The sequence below is a fragment of the Stenotrophomonas sp. 05L413 genome (assembly GCF_056397945.1).
Genome location: NZ_JBFTOL010000005.1, coordinates 349,838 through 368,275, shown reverse-complemented (window position 1 = coordinate 368,275; position 18,438 = coordinate 349,838). Strand labels below are relative to the sequence as shown.

Sequence of the window (18,438 nt, the reverse complement as noted above, 5' to 3'; positions counted from 1 at the left end):
CCGCTCAGCGATGAGCGTCGGCAGTATCGTCCGCTCCACCTCCCATGCCAGCACCGCCCATTCCTCCCATACCACCACCGCCTCCACCGCCCATCCCTCCGCCGCCTTTGCCGCCGCCCTTGTCACCCGCATCGCCCTTGCCCTTCGCACCGGCCGAGGGCCGTGCGGGACCCTGGCGCGGGATGGTGACCGTGGTTGGAATCGGATCCAGGTCCAGCGCCTGACGGATGAAGTCACGCAGCGACACCACCAGCTCGGCCGTGGGAACGAGGCGACCCTGGGCCATCTCGTTGGCGGCGTGGGCGGCCAGGCGCACCTGCTCGTCGGTGCCCAGCAGGACGATGTCCGACAGGGCCGCTTCCACCGCATCACGGATCCGCCGCGCACGCTCGCCACCGTTCTCGGCCTCCGCCGGCAGGTGCAGCGCATCGCCGTCTTCGCTGCCGTCGGGCAGCGCGCGGAAATCCCGGCGATGGCGTGGATCGACATCGAGCGTGCCGGTGAATGAGCCGCCAAGGACCTTGTAAGCGGCGATCAGCGTACGCAGACGCTCGTTGATCTGACGATTCTCGCGCTCGCGACGCTGCTGCATGGTCTGCATGACCAGGAGCCGGATGCCGACGCCGATCAACGTAATGATCGCCAACCCGACCAGGGTGGAGAGCATGGCCTGCCAGGAGCTGAAGTCGAGACCGCGCATTGCATCTTCCCGTGAACGTGTGCCGGTCAGGTTAGCAACAGACGCAGGGAGGCACCGTCAAGCATGCTCCGGCTGGGCGCAGGAGCCGAGGGAAGCGGAACAGTGGGGGCATGATCCGGGAGCCTGATCGCACAGTGACGCGATGCGCTCGACCGGGGATGCCGAAATGACCCGGGACGGGCAAATGACCGGGGACGGGGACAGGCCGTTCCCACCATGCCGCTCCCGCCCTCAGGCAGGAGCAGCACGTTACAACTTACTTACTTGCGCGCGCGCTTGGCCGGCGCCTTGCGGGCAACCGGCTTGGCAGCAGCACGCTTGGCCGGGGCGGCCTTGCGGGCCGGAGCCTTCTTCGCCGGGGCCTTCTTGGCCACAGCCTTCTTGGCGGTAGCGACCTTCTTGCCGACGGTCTTCTTGGCGGCCGCGGTCTTCTTGGTCACGGCCTTCTTGGCGGTGGCGACCTTCTTGCCAACCGACTTGCGGGCGACGGCGGTCTTCTTGCCGGCCACCTTCTTGGCGGTCGCGGTCTTCTTGGTCACCGCCTTCTTGGCGGTCGCCGACTTCTTGGCCACAGCCTTCTTGGCGGTGGCGACCTTCTTGCCGACGGTCTTCTTGGCGACGGCGGTCTTCTTGCCGGCCACCTTCTTGGCCGCTGCGGTCTTCTTGGTCACGGCCTTCTTGGCGGTCGCCGACTTCCTGGCAACAGCGGTCTTGGCAGCGGCGACCTTCTTGCCGACGGTCTTCTTGGCGGCAGCGGTCTTCTTGGTCACGGCCTTCTTGGCGGTCGCGGTCTTCTTGGCGACAGCCTTCTTGGCAGTGGCAACCTTCTTGGTCACGGTCTTCTTGGCAGCAGCCGCCTTCTTGGTCACGGCCTTCTTGGCGGTCGTGGCCTTCTTGCCGGCAGCCTTGGTGGTCTTGGTCACGGCCTTTTCAGCGGCGGCCTTCTTCTTGGCGACCTGCTTCTTGATGGCAGTGGCTTCGGCCTTGGCGTTCTTCTTGGCCGCTTCCAGCTTCTGCTTGGCGGTGGCCAGGGTCTTGCCGACCGACTTGGCCGCCTTGTCAGCCTTCTTGGCGACGGTCTTCTCGACCTTGGTCACGGCCTTCTTGACCTTGGCGACCTGGGTGGTGGCCGCCTTGCGGGCGCGCTTGGCGGTCTTCTTGACCGAAGCGACGGCATCTTCCGCAACGTGTGCGATGGTCTCGCCGACGTTGGTGGCGGTTTCTTTTGCATCTTCGACGGTCTGCGAGAGAACCGTGGTCACACCATTACCGTTGCTCATTGAGTGCCTCCTAAGGGGCCTGGTTAGTCAAATCGCTGGCGATGCTATACCGGCGCGGTCCATCGTGGAACGGTCTTGATGCGATGCTCGTGCCACGCCGACAGTAGCACCCCCATCGTCGGCAGCAAGCAACGCACCAACCACTTGCACGAAACCCCTTGAAAACAGCATCGGCGCTCCAGCGCGTGGCGCACGCGATGTGTCTCGATGCGCATGTCGGCTGCATTCAATGAGCCCATGATTGATCGTCGCACTTGATCCATTCCCTGCCCTCGCACCCGGCATTTGCGCTGGTTTCGATGACGCGGATGCGCCTTGCAGGTGCATGACCCGGGTGCGCCTGGACGTTGCCAGGCACACCACACCGCCCTCCTTCGCACCTCGCCACCGGCCCATATCGGCCCCGCCATCCGTGCCCAGGCAACGTCACCGCAAGGCCGACGACGCGGCGAATTTCATCCAAGGTTTAGCCGATTGCGGACACACTCATTCAGGTTGAATTACCGTATACGTGTTTCCCCTGCCCCGTCCCCTCCGACACGGAACCGCCGGACCATGCGACCGCTCCCGACCCTGCTCACGCTCGCCCTCGCCGCTGCCTTCGGCGGGTTCACCGCCACGGCCATCAACGCGCACCTGGACAACCGTGCCGAAGCGGCGCCGGCCGCGTACACGATTCCAACCACGGCCGCGCTGCCCGCAGCGATCGCCGGCCAGGCGGTGCCCTCGCTGGCGCCGATGCTGGAGCGGGTGATGCCGGCAGTCGTCAGCGTCAACACCAAGCAGGTGGTGCGCGTGCGCAACCCCTATTTCAACGACCCGTTCTTCCGCCGGCTGTTCCCGGAAGTGCCGCAGGAACGCATCAACGAATCACTGGGCTCGGGCGTCATCATCGATGCCGCCGAGGGCCTGGTGCTGACCAACCATCACGTCATCGACAACGCCGACGACGTGCAGGTGACCCTGGCCGACGGGCGCACGGTGAAGGCTGAATTCATCGGCTCCGATGCCGATACCGATGTCGCGTTGATCCGCATTCCGACCGGCAACCTGACCGAGATCAAGCTCGGCGACAGCGCCCAGCTGCGCGTGGGCGACTTCGTGGTGGCGATCGGCAACCCCTTCGGTTTCAGCCAGACGGTCACCTCCGGCATCGTCTCTGCGGTGGGCCGCAGCGGCATCCGCGGGCTGGGCTACCAGAACTTCATCCAGACCGATGCCTCGATCAACCCGGGCAATTCCGGCGGTGCGCTGGTCAACCTGCAGGGGCAACTGGTCGGCATCAATACCGCCAGTTTCAATCCGCAGGGCAGCATGGCCGGCAACATCGGCCTGGGCCTGGCGATCCCCTCCAACCTGGCGCGCGATGTGGTCGACCAGCTGGTCAAACACGGCGTGGTGGTGCGTGGCACGCTCGGCATCGAGGCGCAGAACCTGACCCAGCAGATCGCGCAGGGCCTGGGCCTGACCGAGACGCGGGGCGCGCTGGTGACCCGCGTGCTGGCCGGGTCCAGTGCCGCGGCCGCCGGACTCAAGCCGGGCGATGTGGTGGTGTCGGCCAACGGCCAGCGCGTGGACAGTGCCCAGGCGCTGCACAACGTGGAAGGCCTGCAACCGGTCGGCAGCACGCTGACCCTGGACGTGCGCCGTGAGGGCAAGCCGCTGCAGATCAAGGCCACGCTGAAAGAACAGGCACGCGCGGTCACCGGCGAGTCGCTCGATCCGCGCTTGGGCGGGGCCACCTTCGTCGATCTGCCCGAGTCGCTGCGCCAGGCCGGTGTCAGCGGGGTGTTGGTCAGTGACGTCAAACGCGGCAGCCGCGCGGCAGCCTCCGGGCTTGCGCAGGGCGACGTGATCACCGCGGCAACGGCAGGTGAGTTTGCCGACCTCGCCAGCTGGCGCGCCAACTTCCAGCAGCGCCCGGCGCAGCTGGTGCTCAGGATCATCCGGGGAAATGGCGGCGGCCAGCTGGTGATGCGCTGAACGCGGCGTCAGCCGTAACGTCGCTTACACCCGGCCGATGCTATTACCTTGTGTTCGTTGCCGTCGGATCGTCCGCGGTCACCTTCCCCATCGCATAGCAGGAGATACACGATGAGCCCCACCAATACCGAGAACCTGAAGGAACACCTGGGCGAAGCCGGCTCGCACCTGAAGTCGGCGGCCACCGCTGCCGGCGGTGCGATCAAGGGCGCCACCGGCGCTGCCGGTGATGAGCTGCGCCTCGGCAAGGCCAACGTCAAGGCCGAGCTGTCCGATACCGCGCTGTCCGGTCTGGCCGCGGCCGAGTTCGGTGGTGCCGCTGCCAAGGAACAGGTCGATGCACTGATGGACAAGGGCAAGGACCTGGTCGACAGCGCCGCCGAACTGATCCGTGAGCGTCCGCTGGCCTCCTTCGGCGTCGCCTTCGCCGCCGGCTGGATCATCGCCAAGCTGGCCCGCAGCGGCGGCGACAAGTAAGCAGCGGCGTGAGCGATCAAGCCCAGTCGCCCGCCCCCGGTGGCGCGGATACCCCGCCACCGGACAGCGGTGAAAAAGCACCCCGCCTGGACGAGAGCATCCGCCAGGTGGGTGAGGCCGGTCGCGAGACGGTGGATTCGGCCAAGCACACGCTGCGCTCCCTGCGACGGTTGGCCTCGGCCGACTTCGCATTGGCGCGCAGCGCGTTTGGCCGGGCACTGGCCTGGGCCGGCGTGGCGATCGTATTCGGCGCGTCGGCCTGGTTGTTGCTGGCCGGTACGCTGATCGCCCTGATGCAGCGATGGGGCCTGTCCTGGTTCCATTCGCTGCTGATCACGTCGATCGTCAGCCTGCTCGTCACCGGTTACGCGATGTGGCGGGTCTCGTTCTTCTTCCGCCATACCGGCATGCATGCCACCCGCCGCCAGTTGTCGCGGCTGGGCCTGTATGACGAACCGAGCGATGAAGATCCCGATGCCGACGTGGATACCACGGGGGTGAAGCGATGAACTTCGAAGCCTTGCGGCAACGCGTCCAGCGTGCCGAGCTGGTGGTGGCGGTGCGGGTCGAAAAAACCCGCAGCAGCTGGTCCACCCTCAGCACCGTCTGGCGTACCGGATGGACACCGCTGCGCATCATCACCGTCGGTCTCGCCGGCGGCTTCCTGGCCGGCAAGCTGGAGCCGACCGGGCTCGGCGCGAAAGTGCAGGGCGCGCGTTGGCTGCAGATGATCGGCTCGGTCTCCAATCTGGTGGCCAGTACCCAGGCCGCGTTCGCCTCGATGCAGGCCAGCGAAGCGGCTGACACCGCCGAGCAGGCGGCCGACAAGGTGGATGACGCCACCGATCAGGCGCCGCGTCAGGCGGCTCGGGCTCCGGCAGCAGCCGCGCCACGGCTCACTCCGGAACGGCGTGCCGATCCGGCCTCGCCGCATCAGCCGCAACCGGCGGAAGCCGCCACGGACCTGTCCGAACGCTGATCGCACCGCGCTCGGACGCACTATCCAAAGGCCCTGCGATACCCGTCGCGGGGCCTTTCTTCGTCTGCACGCCCCCCACACGCCATGCGCACCCGGCTTGCCCAATAATGACGCTCCTTTCCAGTGTGCGACCTGCATGAGCGTTCCGGTATCCCCTTCCGCTGAAGCCGCTGTCGCACCTTCCCCGCCCCGGCCACGCGCGCCGATGTCGCTGGTGATCCTGGCCACCCTGGCGGTGGCCTTTACCCTGTGGGCGGCGCAGGACGTGGTGCTGCCGATCCTGCTGGCGATGTTCTTCGCGCTGGTCGGCAACCCGATCCTGCGGGTGCTGCAGAAGATCTGGATCCCCCGTTTCCTCGGTGCGGTGCTGGTGCTTGGCGTGGGCCTGAGCGGCGCTGCCGCACTGGGCGTGCAGTTGGTGGGCCCGGCGATGGAGTGGGCCCAGGAGGCACCGCAGCAGCTGCGCAAGGTCGCCCGCCAGGTACAGAACCTGACCAAGCCGGTGCAGCAGGCCAACCAGGCCGCCGAGAACTTCGCGCGGGTGGCCGGTGGCGAAGGCAGCCGCCGGGTGCAGATCGTGCGCACCCAGATGGATGATCCGTACAAGGTCCTGACCCGTGCACCACGGTTGGCTGCTTCGGTGCTGGCGGTGGTGCTGTTGACCCTGTTCTTCATGATTTACGGGCAGAGCCTGCAGAAGCACGCCATCGCCCTGTTCCCCAGCCGCCAGCAGCAACGGTTCACGACCGACATCCTGCGTTCGATCGAACGCGAGGTGTCCCGCTATGTGCTGACCATCACCGTGATCAACACGCTGGTCGGCCTGGTGTTCGCCGGCATCCTGCTGCTGCTCGGCATCTCGCTGCAGGAGGCGCTGCTGTGGGGCACCGTGGCGGCGCTGCTGAACTTCGCGCCGTATGTGGGACCGCTGATCGGCGTGGCGCTGATGCTGCTGATGGGCTTCGTGGAGTTCAGTGATCCGTTCCAGGCGCTGCTGCCGGCCGCGTGCTATCTCGCCCTGCATACCGTCGAAGGCCAGGTGGTGACGCCGATCGTGCTCGGCCGCCGGATGGCGATCTCACCGCTGATCCTGATCCTGGCGCTGATGGTGTTCGGCTGGCTGTGGGGCATGATCGGCCTGCTTCTGGCGGTGCCGCTGCTGGTCTGCATCAAGCTGGTGCTGGCGCGGCTGGATGGCACCCAGGGCTGGGCCAAGCTGCTGGAATAAGCGGTTCAGGGCAAGGATACGGCTGGGCGCGCGATCCCCGGTGCTGCCAGAATACCGGCACCTTTTCGGATGGATCCCGGCCCTGATGTCTTCCCTCGCTGTCCGTTGCCTCGCCCTCGCCGGCCTTGTCACCCTTGCTGCCCCGACGTTGGCCGCTCCCCCACCCAGCGCCGAGGTGGCCAGCCGCCAGCTGATCGAGGCGGTCACCTGCAAGCGTCACCTGACGCCTGCGCAGTTCGCCGCGCTGGCAAAGGTGCTCAAGCCGACCGAGCTGCAGGCGTACGGCGAACTGTCCGATGGCGAGTATGCGCTGACCAAACCATTGCTCGTGCTGGGCCAGCCGGTGAACCGCCTGCACCTGTACGACGGCGCCAGCGGCGAGGACAGCATCGACAGCTATACCGCCTACTTCAGCACGGCCGGTATCGACCAGATCGCAGCGCTGGCGAAGATTCCGCGCAATGAAGCCGGCGACTACACGCTGGAAGTGGGCCGCCACGACCTGAGCGTGCGGCAGGACGAGGGCCAGGCATCCATCGCCTGCTCCTACGACCTGCGCTGAAGCACCTCACCTCGGCGCCTGCGCGCGCCATGAAAGCCCGCGCGCGCAGGCGTAGAATGGCGGGGTGAATTTCCCAGTCCAAGCCATCACCCTCGACCTCGACGACACCTTGTGGCCGTTCGCCCCCATCGGCGCCCGCATCGACCAGGTGTTGTACGAGTGGATGCTCCAGCACAGCCCCGCCACCGCCGCGATGTATCCGGTGGCGGCGATGCGCGAACTGCGCGAGCGCTCCTTCCATGACAACCCGCACCTGCACTACGACCTGAGCGCGCTGCGCCGGTTGACGCTGAGCGAGGCGCTGGACAAAAGCGGCGCCGATCCGGCGCTGCTGGAACCGGCCTACGAGGCGTTCTACGCCGCGCGCAACCAGGTGGAGTTCTACCCGGATGCGATGGACGCACTGGCCCGGATCGCCGCGCGCGTGCCGGTCGCCGCGCTCAGCAACGGCAATGCCGATCTGCAGCGGATTGGCGTGTCCCACCACTTCACCTTCCAGCTCGGCTCGCGCGAGCACGGTGCGGCCAAGCCGGCCGCCAGCATTTTCCACGCCGCCTGCGATCGCCTCGGCATCGCACCTGCCCAGGTACTGCACGTCGGCGACCACGCCGAGATGGACGTGGTCGGTGCGATGCAGGCCGGCCTGCGCGGCTGCTGGATCAACCGCGAAGAACACACCTGGACCCACCCTTCACTGCAGCCCGATCTGCAGTTCGACACCCTGACCGGGTTGGCCGACTGGCTGGATGCGAACGCATCCGCCCAGCACGCGTAAGCCGCCGCCCAAGGAGCACTCGAGTCCCATGTCCCAGATCAACGGTTTCACTTCCGAGACGCGCAACGCCCTGCCGCTGCACGTGATGACCCGCGAGCAGTACGCCGGCTGGCGTGCGCAGCAATCCGACGCGCTCGGCGCGTGGCTGGATGCGCAGCGGTTCAACGGCAGCGGTGGCAGCGTGGTGCTGCTGCCGGGCGAACACGGCCTGGCCGGCGCCATCGTCGGTGTGGGCGACCCGGGGGATGTCTACAGCTACGCGCATGCGCCGTTCGCGCTGCCCGAAGGCACCGTCTGGACGCTGGCGGATGCACTGGCACCGGAGATCGAGACCCTGCTGCAGCTCGGCTGGGGCCTGGGCAGCTACCGCTTCGCGCGGTATCGCAAACCGAACCGCGCGCCGGCCCAGCTGGCCGCCACGCCCTCGGCTGAAGTGCGCGACGTGATCGCCGCCAGCCTGCGCGTGCGCGACTGGGTCAACACCCCGACCGAAGACATGGGGCCGCAGCAGCTCGAAGACGCCGCGCGCGAGCTGGCCACCGCGCATGGTGCGCAGATCGAGGTGATCACCGGCGATGCGTTGCTGGAGCAGAACTTCCCGTCCATCCACGCGGTGGGCCGCGCCTCGCATCGCGCGCCGCGCCTGATCGTGCTGCGCTGGGGCAACCCGGGCCAGCCGCATGTGGCGCTGGTCGGCAAGGGCGTGTGCTTCGATACCGGCGGGCTGGACATCAAGCCGGGCGACGGCATGCGCAACATGAAAAAGGACATGGGCGGCGCCGCGCACGCACTGGGCCTGGCCGGCCTGATCATGGCCCAGCAGTTGCCGGTGCAGCTGACCCTGCTGATCCCGGCGGTGGAAAACGCGATCGGTCCGGATGCGTTCCGCCCGGGCGAAGTGATCGCCACCCGCAAGGGCCTGAGCATCGAGATCGACAACACCGACGCCGAAGGGCGCGTGATCCTCGCCGATGCACTGACCTATGCCAGCGAGCAGCAGCCGGAGATCGTGCTCGATTTCGCCACCCTGACCGGCGCGGCCCGCATCGCGCTCGGCCCGGATCTGCCGGCGCTCTTCAGCAACGACGACACCCTGGCCCAGCAGTGGCTGCAGGCCGGTGAATCGGTGCGCGATCCGGTCTGGCGCATGCCGCTGTGGCGCCCGTACCTGCGCTACCTGCACAGCAACATCGCGGATCTGGCCAATGCCGGTTCGCGCATGGCCGGCTCGGTCACCGCCGCGCTGTACCTGGAGCGCTTCATCGCGGAAGGCCAGACCTGGGCGCACCTGGATGTATACGCTTGGAACGACGGCGAACGCCCGGGCCGCCCGGCCGGTGGCGAGGCGCTGGCGCTGCGTTCGGCGTGGGCGATGCTCAAGACGCGCTACGCCTGAAGCACGGCCGGGTGATGCCCGGCACGCGCTGAACCACACGATCCCCGCCCCGGCGGGGATCGTCGTTTTTGAAACGTTGTCGAAAATGTGAATATCGGCCTGCGCCGGGTTCTGACACCATGCTCCTGTCGCCCACCCACACGCATCGTGAAGGCAGGAATCCGGACATGTCGCTCTTCGGCTATACCCGCGCTGGTCGCGAACCGGGCGCCCCACGCCCTCCCTCACCGTTGCTGTGGATCGCCCTGATCGCCCTGATCGCCGGCGGCCTGGTGCTGGCCTTTGCCTGGCTGGCCGGCTGGATCGGCCGCGACCGCGTCACCGCGCAGACCTTCACCGATGCCATCGAGGCGACCGGCCCCCCGCAGCCCGGCTTCCGCCGCGCGCATACCAAAGGTGTCTGCGTCAGCGGCGTGTTCCAGGGCACACCGGAGGGCGCGGCGCTGAGTTCGGCACGCGTGTTCCGCCAGCGCCAGGTACCGGTACTGGGCCGCCTCTCGATCGGCGGCGGTGACCCGCATGGCGCCGACAACAAGGCCCGCGTGCGCAGCATGGCGCTGCAGCTGGTCAGCGACGACGGCCAGGAATGGCGCATGGCGATGAACAGCTTCCCGTTCTTCGCGGTGCCCACTGCCGAGGCCTTCCTGGAACAGACCCGCGCCGGCATCCCGGACCCGGCCACCGGTAAACCGGACCCGGCAAAGATGGCCGCCGTGCTGGAGAAGTACCCCTCCGCGCGTGCCTTCCAGCAGTGGGCCAAGACCGCCCCGTGGTCGAACAGCTGGGCCAACACCACCTACAACGGCGTCAACAGTTTCCGCTTCACCGCCACCGATGGCAGCCACCGCTTCGTGCGCTGGAGCATGCGCCCGCAGGCGCCCTTCGAGGACATGACGCCGGAGCAGCGCGCGCAGTCCGACGATGATCTCCTCAGTGAGGAGTTCGCGCAGCGGCTGGCGCAGGGCCCGGTGCGCTGGGATATGTGGGTGACCCTCGCCAATGATGGCGACCCGGTCAATGATCCCTCGCAGGTCTGGCCGGAGGACCGCCGCCAGGTGAAGGCCGGCACACTCACCCTGAGCAGCATGCAGCCGCAGGCCACCGGCGCGTGCCGCGATCTCAATTACGATCCGCTGATCCTGCCCAGTGGTGTAGCGGGCACGGATGATCCCATCCTGGCCGCACGCTCGGCGGTGTATTCGCAATCGTTCAATCGCCGCGAGCGCGAAATCGCCAGCGGCAAAGCACCCGTTGCGACGGGCAAGGAAGGTGCGCGATGAACCGTGATGCCGGCCATTTCAATCTCCTCGCACGCGTCCTGCACTGGCTGATGGCGGCGATGATCCTGACCATGCTGTTCGTCGGTGTGACCATGGTCGCTTCGCTGCACTGGCGGCCGATGCTGATCGATCTGCATCGACCACTCGGCATCGCGATCCTGCTGCTGGTGCTGGTGCGCCTGTACAACCGCCTGCGGCATCGCCCACCGCCGCTGCCAGCCGATCTGCCCGCCTGGCAGGCCGCGGCCGCGCATGCCTCGCACTGGGTGCTGTACGGACTGATGCTGGCGATGCCGCTGGTCGGCTGGGGCATGCTCTCTGCCGGCGGCTACCCGATCGTGATGGGAGGAGGCGTCCACCTGCCGGCGATCCTGCCACACAACCCGGCGCTGTACGCCGCCCTGCGCAACGCACACAGCCTGCTCGCCTATGTGCTGTTCGCCACGGTGGTGATGCACCTGTCAGCGGCGCTGTTCCACCTGTGGGTGCGCCGCGATGGCGTGTTCCAGGCGATGGCGAAGGGGCCGGAGAAAGAGCGCAACGATGATGCCGGATAAATCAGGCTGCCTGGCATCCTGGTAGCCACCGACCGCGTTACAGCCAGCCTTTCTGCCGCGCCAGCCGATACGCTTCGATGCGGTTGGCGACGCCGAGCTTGCCGATGCACTCGGACAGGTAGTTGCGCACCGTGCCGTGCGAGAGGCCGAGCTGGGTGGCGATCTCGCTGGCCGAGCGGCCGTCGCCGGACAGGCGCAGCACCTGACGCTCGCGGTCGTTGAGTGGATCGGCCTGCGACCATGCATCCAATGCCAGCTGCGGGTCGATCGCGCGGCCGCCGTGCTGCACCTGGCGCAGCGCATCGGCCAGGCGCTCGGCCGGGGCGTCCTTGAGCAGGTAGCCGCAGACGCCGGCATCCAGCGCGCGGCGCAGGAAACCCGAACGCGCGAAGGTGGTGACGATCACCACCTTGATCGGCAGCCCCTGGCGGGCGATCCGCTGCGCCAGCTCCAGCCCGGACAGCCCAGGCATTTCGATGTCGGTGACCAGGATGTCCGGTTTGAGCTGCTGCAGCATCCGCCACGCGGCCTCGCCGTCGGCCGCACTGCCGAGCACCTCGATGTCCGGCTCCAGCCCGAGCAGCGCGGACAAGGCGCCACGCACCATCGCCTGGTCTTCGGCGAGCACGATGCGGATCATGATGCGCCCCCGGCAGGCAGCGACGGCGCGGTCGGCATCTCCACCGGCGCCACCACGGCGGTGGTCGCGGCCGGCAAGGTGACCCGCACCGTCACGCAGGTGCCCTCCCCTTTTGCCGACTGCACCGCCAGGGTGCCACGCAGTGCAGCGACGCGTTCGCGCATCCCGGTCAGCCCGTTCCCATCAACGTGGACGCCGCCGCGCCCGTCATCACGGATCTGCATCAACAGACTGCGCCCGTCCTGTTCGAAGGTGATCCACGCCTGCCGCGCCTGCGCATGGCGGGCGACATTCGTCACCGCCTCGCGCAGCACCAGCGACAGCGCACGCTCGGTATCGACCGGCATCGGCGGCGGCGGCGCGTAGTGCAGATGCACATGCTGGTACTCCAGCAGCAATCGGGCCGAAGCCAGTTCGGCGGCCAGATCGCTGGCGCGGATACCGGTCACCGCGCTGCGCACTTCGGCCAGCGCCTGCCGCGCGATCGTTTCAGCCTCGTCCACTTCGCGGCGCGAGCCCACCGGATCGCGGTCGGCCAGCTTGCGCGAGAGCTCCAGCTTCAAGGTGATCAAGGACAGCGTATGCCCCAGCAGATCGTGCAGATCGCGGCCGATGCGCTCGCGTTCGGCAGTCGCCGCCAGCCGGCGCACTTCATCCTGGGACAGCTGCAGCGCTGCATCCTGTTCATGGCTCGCGGTTTCGAAATTGACCACCAGGCTGATGATCATTGCCATGCTCGGGATCCAGATCAGCGCCTGCCACGGATAGTGGGCCAACAGACCCACCACCACGAACAACGCGTTCAAGCCCACCAGCTGCAGCAGATAGCGCCCGTAGCCACTGCGGCGCGAGACGCGCAGGGTGACACAGCCGAAAATGAAGTAGCTCACCGCCGAGGGGTACCACGCCAGCGGCACCAGCCCCAGCACCACCATCGACAGCGCATAGCGCGGTGCGTGGCAACGCGGTGCGAGCAGCACCCCGGCGTAGAGGACCAGGAACACAGGGTAGGTCAGCAGGGTCAGCGCCGCCCAGCGCCACGTGTAGCCACCGCCGAACAATGGCGTCAGGAACACCCACAGCGTCCACAGCAGGTGGATCGCATCGACCCACGGCGATCTGCCGCGCCGCAGGTTCTCGGCCACGGCCGAATCCGGCGCAGGGCGCAACAGGGAGGCGAGCCGACTGAAGGACACGGACGATTCCAGGGCAGAACGAACAGGCGCGATCATGCCACTTCAGCCGATCCGCCGCAGGCGGCGCCGTGCCAGCCCAAGCGCCATGACGGTAATGCAGAGCAGCACGGCCACATGCACCCAAGCACTGCCCTGCGCCGGCTGGCCGACCGCCGGCAATGCCAGCTGGGCCAGGTGCCAGGTCGGCCACAGCGGTGCCAGCGAAGGCAGGCCAGTGACGAGGCAGTGGATTCAGTCATGGCGGACTCCCGAAGAGGACAGCCACAGCGTCCGTCATCGGCGCGGCCCACCGCAGTGGCCGTCGTCAGCCCATGCGGGTGACAGCTGTCACTGCCGGCGCCGCAGGCTGCCGGGCATGCTGTGCACCACCCCGGCCACCGTGCCGGTTTGCCCCTCGGCCGCCGATGCGGTCACACTCGGCCCGATTCCCCGTCCAGACTCACGATGAACGCATCCGCTGAACTGCTCAAGGAACTCCGCATCGACCGCAAGGCCGGTTCGCCGCCCCCGTCGCCCTCGCGACGTGGCCGCTGGATCGTGCTGGCGATCGTCCTTCTCATTGTGCTGGCCGGCCTGGCCTGGTTCGTGCTCGGCCGCGAGCGCCCGATCGCTGTGACCACCGCGCCCGTGGTGGCGATCCAGCAGGGCGGCGCCAGCAGCTCGGTGCTCGACGCCAGCGGCTACGTGGTCGCCCGGCGCATGGCCACCGTCTCGGCCAAGATCACCGGCAAGGTCCGGGAGGTGATGATCGAGGAAGGCATGCGCGTGGAAGAGGGCCAGGTGATGGCCACACTCGACCCGATCGATGCCAACGCCCAGCGCAGCCTCTCCGCCTCGCAGCTTGAAGCCGCACGCAGCCAGTTGGCCGGGCTGCAGGCCCAGGTGGCCCAGGCCGACGCCGAAGCGGGCCGCCTGCAGGCACTGGTTGGCCAGCAGCTGGTCTCGCGCTCGCAGTACGACCTGGCCATCGCCCAGCGCGACAACCTCCGCGCCCAGCTCAGAACCGCCCAGCGCAACACCACCGTGGCCAGCGATTCGCTGGCGATCGCCGACCTCGGCGTGGACAACAACATCGTGCGCGCGCCGTTCTCCGGCGTGGTCACCGCCAAGGCTGCCCAGCCGGGCGAGATCGTCTCGCCGCTGTCGGCGGGCGGCGGCTTCACCCGCACCGGCATCGGCACCATCGTGGACATGGATTCGCTGGAGATCGAAGTCGAGGTCGGCGAATCCTTCATCGGCCGCGTGCAGCCGAAGATGCCGGTCGAAGCCACGCTCAATGCCTACCCGGACTGGAAAATTCCGGCCGAGGTGATCGCGATCATCCCCACCGCCGACCGCGGCAAGGCCACCGTGAAAGTGCGCGTGGCGCTGAAGACAAAGGACCCACGCATCGTTCCCGAGATGGGCGTGCGGGTCAGCTTCCTGGAGAGCGCCCAGCCTGCCGAAGCCGCCAAACCGCAGGGCGTGCGCGTCCCGGCCTCGGCGATCGTGGAGCGCGAGCAGAAGACGGTCGCCTTCGTGGTCAAGGATGACGCGCGGGTGGAACAGCGCGCGATCACCGTGGGCACCACGCTCAACAACGACCGCCAGGTCACCCGGGGCCTGAGCGCCGGCGAGGTCGTGGTGACCACACCACCGGCCGAGCTGCACGACGGCAGCAAGGTCACCGAAACCCCCTGACGGATCAGCAGCTGCATCACGCGAGCCACTCTCACGCTCGCGGCAAGTGCGATTCCCTCGTGCCGTCACGGCGCGCACGGTGGCGGCTGCCCGTCACTGTGGAACCCGGCGGTCCTCGCCCGGACGCGCCGGATGCCCTTTCTTCCCGATCCACGGAGAACCACCCATGTCCACCCTGGTTTCGCTCCGCAACATCACCAAGACCTACCAGCGCGGCCCCGAGAAAGTGCAGGTGCTGCACGGCATCGACCTGGACATCCAGGCCGGCGATTTCGTCGCGTTGATGGGCCCGTCCGGCTCGGGCAAGACGACCCTGCTGAATCTGATCGGTGGGTTGGATACGCCCACCGCCGGCGAGATCGAGATCGAAGACGAGCGCATCGACCGCATGAGCGGCGGCCAGCTCTCAACCTGGCGCAGCCACCACGTCGGCTTCGTGTTCCAGTTCTACAACCTGATGCCGATGCTGACCGCCCAGAAGAACGTGGAGCTGCCACTGCTGCTCACGCACCTGGGCGCCGCGCAGCGCAAGCGCAACGCCGAGATCGCGCTGACCTTGGTCGGCCTGGCCGACCGCCGCAGCCACCGCCCGAATGAACTCTCCGGTGGCCAGCAGCAGCGCGTGGCGATTGCCCGTGCGATCGTTTCCGACCCGACCTTCCTGATCTGCGATGAGCCCACCGGTGACCTGGACCGCCAGTCCGCCGAGGAGATCCTGGGGCTGCTGCAGCAGCTCAACCGCGAACACGGCAAGACCATCATCATGGTCACCCATGATCCCAAGGCCGCCGAGTACGCCACCCACACGGTGCACCTGGACAAGGGCGAACTGGCCGACGCGCCAGCGGCCCACTGACGGAGGATGCGGCGATGAAATATTTCTCGCTGGTCTGGGCACAGCTGTTCCGCAGCAAGACCCGCACCCTGCTGACGTTGTTGTCGGTGGTGGCGGCTTTCCTGCTGTTCGGCATGCTCGATTCGGTCCGGGTAGCGTTCAACTCCGGCGGTGACACCATCGAAGGCGCCAAGCGGCTGGTGGTCTCCTCCAAGCTCTCGATCACCCAGAGCCTGCCCCTGCGGCTGCTGCGCGATATCGAAGCCACCCCGGGCGTGCGCAAGGTCAACTATGCCATGTGGTTCGGCGGCATCTACCAGGACCAGAAGAACTTCTTCCCGAGCTTCTCGGTCTCGGACAACTACATGGACCTGTACCCGGAGTTCGAGCTGCCGCCCGAGCAGGCCGAGGCATTCAAGAACACCCGCACCGGTGCACTGGTCGGTGAAGCCCTGGCCAAGCGCTTCGGCTGGAAGGTGGGTGACACCATTCCGATGCAGGCCACGATCTTCCCGCGCAAGGGCAGCAACGACTGGCCGCTGGAATTGAGCGGCATCTACCGGGCCAAGGACCGCAACAACGCCGGTGCGGAGAACCAGATGATGCTTCACTGGAGCTACTTCGATGAATCCAACGACTACATCAAGAACCAGGTCAGTTTCTACACCGTGCAACTGGAGAACCCTGCCCACGCCTCACGCGTGGCGCAGGCGATCGATGCGCTGTCGCTGAATTCGGATCACGAAACCAAGTCGCAGACCGAGGCTTCGTTCTCACAGGCCTTCGCCAAGCAGTTCGCCGATATCGGCCTGATCGTCACCGGGATCATGGCCGCGGTGTTCTTCACCCTGGTACTGCTGACCGGCAACACCATGGCCCAGGCCGTGCGCGAGCGCGTCCCGGAGCTGGCGATCCTCAAGACGCTGGGCTTCAAGGATGGCACCGTACTGGTGCTGGTGATGGTCGAGTCGGTGCTGCTGATCGTGCTCGGCGGGCTGATCGGCATGGGCCTGGCCTCGATCGTGATGCCGGTGATCAGCGCCAGCAGCCAGGGCATGATCAGTCTGCCCGGCGTGCCGGCGCAGACGTGGGTGGTGGCGCTGTGCCTGATGGCGGTGATCGGGATCGTGGTGGGCCTGCTGCCGGCATTGCGCGCGCAGCGGTTGAAGATCGTCGATGCACTTGCGGGGCGCTGAGGAGACCACCATGAAAACGCACTGGATGTGGAACGTATTGACCGTAGTGGCGCTGCTGGTCGCCCTGGTGGTGTGGATCGTGCTGCCGTGGTGGATGGTGTTGGCGATCGCGGTGCTGCTGGCCGCGTGGCTGGTGCTGACCCGCAGTGGCCGCTTGTCGCTGGCGGCTGCACGGATCGGCATTGCCAGCCTGCCGCAGCGCTGGGGTGCCTCCTCGGTGATCGTGGTCGGCATCGCCGGCGTGGTCGGGGTGCTGGTGGCGATGCTGGCCATGGGCGATGGCTTCAAGGCCACCCTGGAGCGCAGCGGCAGCGATGACGTGGCGATCGTGCTGCGCGGCGGCTCGCAGGCGGAAACCAACTCGGTGATCATGCGCGACCAGGTCCCGCTGATCGAGAACCTGCCCGGCGTGGCCCGCGGCAGCGACGGCAAACCGCTGATCTCCGCCGAGCTGTCGCAGGTGATCAGCCTGCTCTCGCGCAGCGACCACAGCGATACCAACGTGCAGTTCCGCGGCGTCGGCGAGCAGGCATGGGCCGTGCGCGACAACGTGCGCATCATCGCGGGACGCAGGTTCAAGCCGGGCCTGCGCGAGATCGTGGTCGGCAAGGGCGCGCAGGCGCAGTTCGAGGGCCTGGAGATTGGCAAGACCCTGCAGCTGGGCAAGCAGGAATGGACGGTGGTGGGTGTGTTCGCCTCCAATGACGTGCATGAGTCGGAGCTGTGGTCGGACACGCAGACGTTGTCCACCACGTACAACCGCAGTGCGTATCAGTCGGTCAACGTGCGCACCGAAGGGGCGGCGGGCTTCAAGCAGTTCAAGGACGCCATGGAGGCCGACCCGCGCCTGAAGCTGGATGTGGAGACCACCCGCGACTACTACCGCAAGCAGTCCGGCGGCCTGAGCAAGCTGATCAGCATCCTGGGCACGGTGATCGGCGCGATCATGGCGATCGGCGCGGTGTTCGGTGCACTCAACACCATGTATGCGGCCGTGGCGACACGGGCGCGTGAGATCGCAACGATGCGGGCGATCGGTTTCCGCGGCGTGCCGGTGGTGACCGCAGTGATGCTGGAGACGATGCTGCTGGCCCTGCTCGGCGGCCTGCTCGGTGGGCTGGTGGCGTGGCTGGTGTTCAACAACTACACCGTCTCCACGCTGGGCAACAACTTCAGCCAGGTGGTGTTCCAGTTCCAGGTCTCGCCGCAGCTGCTGTGGACAGGCTTGAAGTGGGCGCTCGGCATCGGCCTGGTCGGCGGCCTGTTCCCGGCCCTGCGCGCAGCGCGGCTGCCGATCACCACGGCGTTGCGTGAGACCTGAGCGATACGTTTGAACAACGCGCCTGCGCGTGATCGCGCACGCGAAATAGCAACTTCGGAACCGCACTTGCAAGAGTGCGGTTCTTTTTTTATGCGTGCGTGTTCACTGCACGTTTAGCTGTGGAGCGCGCAGCTGTACGCAGGCTGCGACGGCAGGTCGTATCCACTCAAGTTGCTTCGCACCTCGCCGCTATTGCTGCCTCGGCCCCACGCGAGGGTGCTGTTTGGTGTGCACCTCACGACGATGTGAAAAAGGTTTCGTCTGAATGCGTGGTTTTGTCAGCCATCGTTCATTTACAGCGCTTTTTACGCTTTCAAATGAAAGTAAAAAATTTGAAAAGTCATTAGACTCCC

The 18,438-nt window shown here is 67.1% G+C and carries 18 protein-coding genes; 14 read left to right on the top strand and 4 right to left on the bottom strand.

What is annotated here, in order from left to right; all coding sequences use genetic code 11:
* Nucleotides 1-4: 4 nt before the first annotated feature.
* Together AC1DIQ_RS13610 and AC1DIQ_RS13605 are read right to left on the bottom strand one after the other, a co-directional pair.
* Entirely contained in the window at nt 5-700 is a 696-nt protein-coding gene (locus AC1DIQ_RS13610) for a hypothetical protein (RefSeq protein ID WP_478050228.1), read from the bottom strand.
* A 260-nt stretch (nt 701-960) separates the two neighbouring features.
* Complete coding sequence (locus tag AC1DIQ_RS13605; protein ID WP_461770744.1) at nt 961-1,980, bottom strand: histone; 1,020 nt, start codon at nt 1,978-1,980, stop codon at nt 961-963.
* 555 nt (nt 1,981-2,535) lie between these two features.
* Here AC1DIQ_RS13605 and AC1DIQ_RS13600 point away from each other — a divergent pair.
* The 10 genes from AC1DIQ_RS13600 to AC1DIQ_RS13555 all read left to right on the top strand — a co-directional run bounded on the left by AC1DIQ_RS13600 (nt 2,536) and on the right by AC1DIQ_RS13555 (nt 11,217).
* Nucleotides 2,536-3,963 (top strand): Do family serine endopeptidase, encoded by a 1,428-nt coding sequence (locus AC1DIQ_RS13600; RefSeq protein WP_121044158.1) that lies wholly within the window; start codon nt 2,536-2,538, stop codon nt 3,961-3,963.
* 111 nt (nt 3,964-4,074) lie between these two features.
* Complete coding sequence (locus AC1DIQ_RS13595) at nt 4,075-4,440, top strand: hypothetical protein (RefSeq protein WP_121044161.1); 366 nt, start codon at nt 4,075-4,077, stop codon at nt 4,438-4,440.
* Nucleotides 4,441-4,448: 8 nt separating this feature from the next.
* Nucleotides 4,449-4,949: a phage holin family protein gene (locus AC1DIQ_RS13590; RefSeq protein WP_193222801.1), complete on the top strand. Its 501-nt coding sequence runs from the start codon at nt 4,449-4,451 to the stop codon at nt 4,947-4,949.
* Nucleotides 4,946-5,419, top strand: coding sequence for a protein sip-5 (locus AC1DIQ_RS13585; protein ID WP_121044164.1), 474 nt, complete (start codon nt 4,946-4,948; stop codon nt 5,417-5,419). The genes AC1DIQ_RS13590 and AC1DIQ_RS13585 overlap by 4 nt, the downstream gene beginning before the upstream one ends.
* Before the next feature lie 136 nt (nt 5,420-5,555).
* On the top strand, nt 5,556-6,647 hold the full coding sequence (locus AC1DIQ_RS13580; RefSeq protein ID WP_121044167.1) for an AI-2E family transporter: 1,092 nt from the start codon (nt 5,556-5,558) through the stop codon (nt 6,645-6,647).
* A gap of 85 nt (nt 6,648-6,732) precedes the next feature.
* Nucleotides 6,733-7,209 carry a hypothetical protein gene (locus AC1DIQ_RS13575; protein ID WP_282258598.1) on the top strand — a complete coding sequence of 159 codons (477 nt, stop codon included), beginning with the start codon at nt 6,733-6,735 and terminating at the stop codon, nt 7,207-7,209.
* 64 nt (nt 7,210-7,273) lie between these two features.
* Entirely contained in the window at nt 7,274-7,984 is a 711-nt protein-coding gene (locus tag AC1DIQ_RS13570) for an HAD family hydrolase (RefSeq protein WP_121044173.1), read from the top strand.
* A 28-nt stretch (nt 7,985-8,012) separates the two neighbouring features.
* Nucleotides 8,013-9,380, top strand: coding sequence for a leucyl aminopeptidase family protein (locus AC1DIQ_RS13565; RefSeq protein WP_152152882.1), 1,368 nt, complete (start codon nt 8,013-8,015; stop codon nt 9,378-9,380).
* A gap of 167 nt (nt 9,381-9,547) precedes the next feature.
* On the top strand, nt 9,548-10,660 hold the full coding sequence (locus tag AC1DIQ_RS13560) for a catalase family peroxidase (RefSeq protein ID WP_478050227.1): 1,113 nt from the start codon (nt 9,548-9,550) through the stop codon (nt 10,658-10,660).
* Entirely contained in the window at nt 10,657-11,217 is a 561-nt protein-coding gene (locus AC1DIQ_RS13555) for a cytochrome b (protein ID WP_121044183.1), read from the top strand. The genes AC1DIQ_RS13560 and AC1DIQ_RS13555 overlap by 4 nt, the downstream gene beginning before the upstream one ends.
* Nucleotides 11,218-11,254: 37 nt before the next feature.
* On the opposite strand, the gene AC1DIQ_RS13550 is transcribed toward AC1DIQ_RS13555, so the two are convergent.
* Nucleotides 11,255-11,857, bottom strand: a complete 603-nt coding sequence (locus tag AC1DIQ_RS13550) for a response regulator transcription factor (protein ID WP_046274363.1) — start codon at nt 11,855-11,857, stop codon at nt 11,255-11,257.
* Complete coding sequence (locus AC1DIQ_RS13545) at nt 11,854-13,089, bottom strand: sensor histidine kinase (protein WP_478050226.1); 1,236 nt, start codon at nt 13,087-13,089, stop codon at nt 11,854-11,856. Before AC1DIQ_RS13545 ends, AC1DIQ_RS13550 begins: the two co-directional genes overlap by 4 nt.
* 408 nt (nt 13,090-13,497) lie before the next feature.
* On the opposite strand from AC1DIQ_RS13545, the gene AC1DIQ_RS13540 reads away from it, so the two are divergent.
* The 4 genes from AC1DIQ_RS13540 (at nt 13,498) to AC1DIQ_RS13525 (ending at nt 18,085) form a co-directional block, all read left to right on the top strand.
* Nucleotides 13,498-14,733: an efflux RND transporter periplasmic adaptor subunit gene (locus AC1DIQ_RS13540; RefSeq protein WP_121044189.1), complete on the top strand. Its 1,236-nt coding sequence runs from the start codon at nt 13,498-13,500 to the stop codon at nt 14,731-14,733.
* Nucleotides 14,734-14,899: 166 nt separating this feature from the next.
* Nucleotides 14,900-15,589, top strand: coding sequence for an ABC transporter ATP-binding protein (locus AC1DIQ_RS13535; protein ID WP_478050225.1), 690 nt, complete (start codon nt 14,900-14,902; stop codon nt 15,587-15,589).
* A 14-nt stretch (nt 15,590-15,603) separates the two neighbouring features.
* A complete protein-coding gene (locus tag AC1DIQ_RS13530) occupies nt 15,604-16,764 on the top strand; it encodes an ABC transporter permease (protein WP_282258582.1) in 1,161 nt (386 codons plus the stop codon).
* A gap of 10 nt (nt 16,765-16,774) precedes the next feature.
* The gene (locus AC1DIQ_RS13525) at nt 16,775-18,085 is read left to right on the top strand and encodes an ABC transporter permease (RefSeq protein ID WP_121044514.1); all 1,311 of its coding nucleotides are present in this window, start codon (nt 16,775-16,777) and stop codon (nt 18,083-18,085) included.
* Nucleotides 18,086-18,438: the final 353 nt, after the last annotated feature.

Excerpts from the sequence above, each read along its gene's own strand:
- AC1DIQ_RS13610 (WP_478050228.1), bottom strand. The coding sequence starts at position 700 with ATGCGCGGTCTCGACTTCAGCTCCTGGCAGGCCATGCTCTCCACCCTG.
- AC1DIQ_RS13605 (WP_461770744.1), bottom strand. The coding sequence starts at position 1,980 with ATGAGCAACGGTAATGGTGTGACCACGGTTCTCTCGCAGACCGTCGAA.
- AC1DIQ_RS13600 (WP_121044158.1), top strand. The coding sequence starts at position 2,536 with ATGCGACCGCTCCCGACCCTGCTCACGCTCGCCCTCGCCGCTGCCTTC.
- AC1DIQ_RS13595 (WP_121044161.1), top strand. The coding sequence starts at position 4,075 with ATGAGCCCCACCAATACCGAGAACCTGAAGGAACACCTGGGCGAAGCC.
- AC1DIQ_RS13585 (WP_121044164.1), top strand. The coding sequence starts at position 4,946 with ATGAACTTCGAAGCCTTGCGGCAACGCGTCCAGCGTGCCGAGCTGGTG.
- AC1DIQ_RS13580 (WP_121044167.1), top strand. The coding sequence starts at position 5,556 with ATGAGCGTTCCGGTATCCCCTTCCGCTGAAGCCGCTGTCGCACCTTCC.
- AC1DIQ_RS13575 (WP_282258598.1), top strand. The coding sequence starts at position 6,733 with ATGTCTTCCCTCGCTGTCCGTTGCCTCGCCCTCGCCGGCCTTGTCACC.
- AC1DIQ_RS13565 (WP_152152882.1), top strand. The coding sequence starts at position 8,013 with ATGTCCCAGATCAACGGTTTCACTTCCGAGACGCGCAACGCCCTGCCG.
- AC1DIQ_RS13560 (WP_478050227.1), top strand. The coding sequence starts at position 9,548 with ATGTCGCTCTTCGGCTATACCCGCGCTGGTCGCGAACCGGGCGCCCCA.
- AC1DIQ_RS13555 (WP_121044183.1), top strand. The coding sequence starts at position 10,657 with ATGAACCGTGATGCCGGCCATTTCAATCTCCTCGCACGCGTCCTGCAC.
- AC1DIQ_RS13550 (WP_046274363.1), bottom strand. The coding sequence starts at position 11,857 with ATGATCCGCATCGTGCTCGCCGAAGACCAGGCGATGGTGCGTGGCGCC.
- AC1DIQ_RS13545 (WP_478050226.1), bottom strand. The coding sequence starts at position 13,089 with ATGATCGCGCCTGTTCGTTCTGCCCTGGAATCGTCCGTGTCCTTCAGT.
- AC1DIQ_RS13540 (WP_121044189.1), top strand. The coding sequence starts at position 13,498 with ATGAACGCATCCGCTGAACTGCTCAAGGAACTCCGCATCGACCGCAAG.
- AC1DIQ_RS13535 (WP_478050225.1), top strand. The coding sequence starts at position 14,900 with ATGTCCACCCTGGTTTCGCTCCGCAACATCACCAAGACCTACCAGCGC.
- AC1DIQ_RS13530 (WP_282258582.1), top strand. The coding sequence starts at position 15,604 with ATGAAATATTTCTCGCTGGTCTGGGCACAGCTGTTCCGCAGCAAGACC.
- AC1DIQ_RS13525 (WP_121044514.1), top strand. The coding sequence starts at position 16,775 with ATGAAAACGCACTGGATGTGGAACGTATTGACCGTAGTGGCGCTGCTG.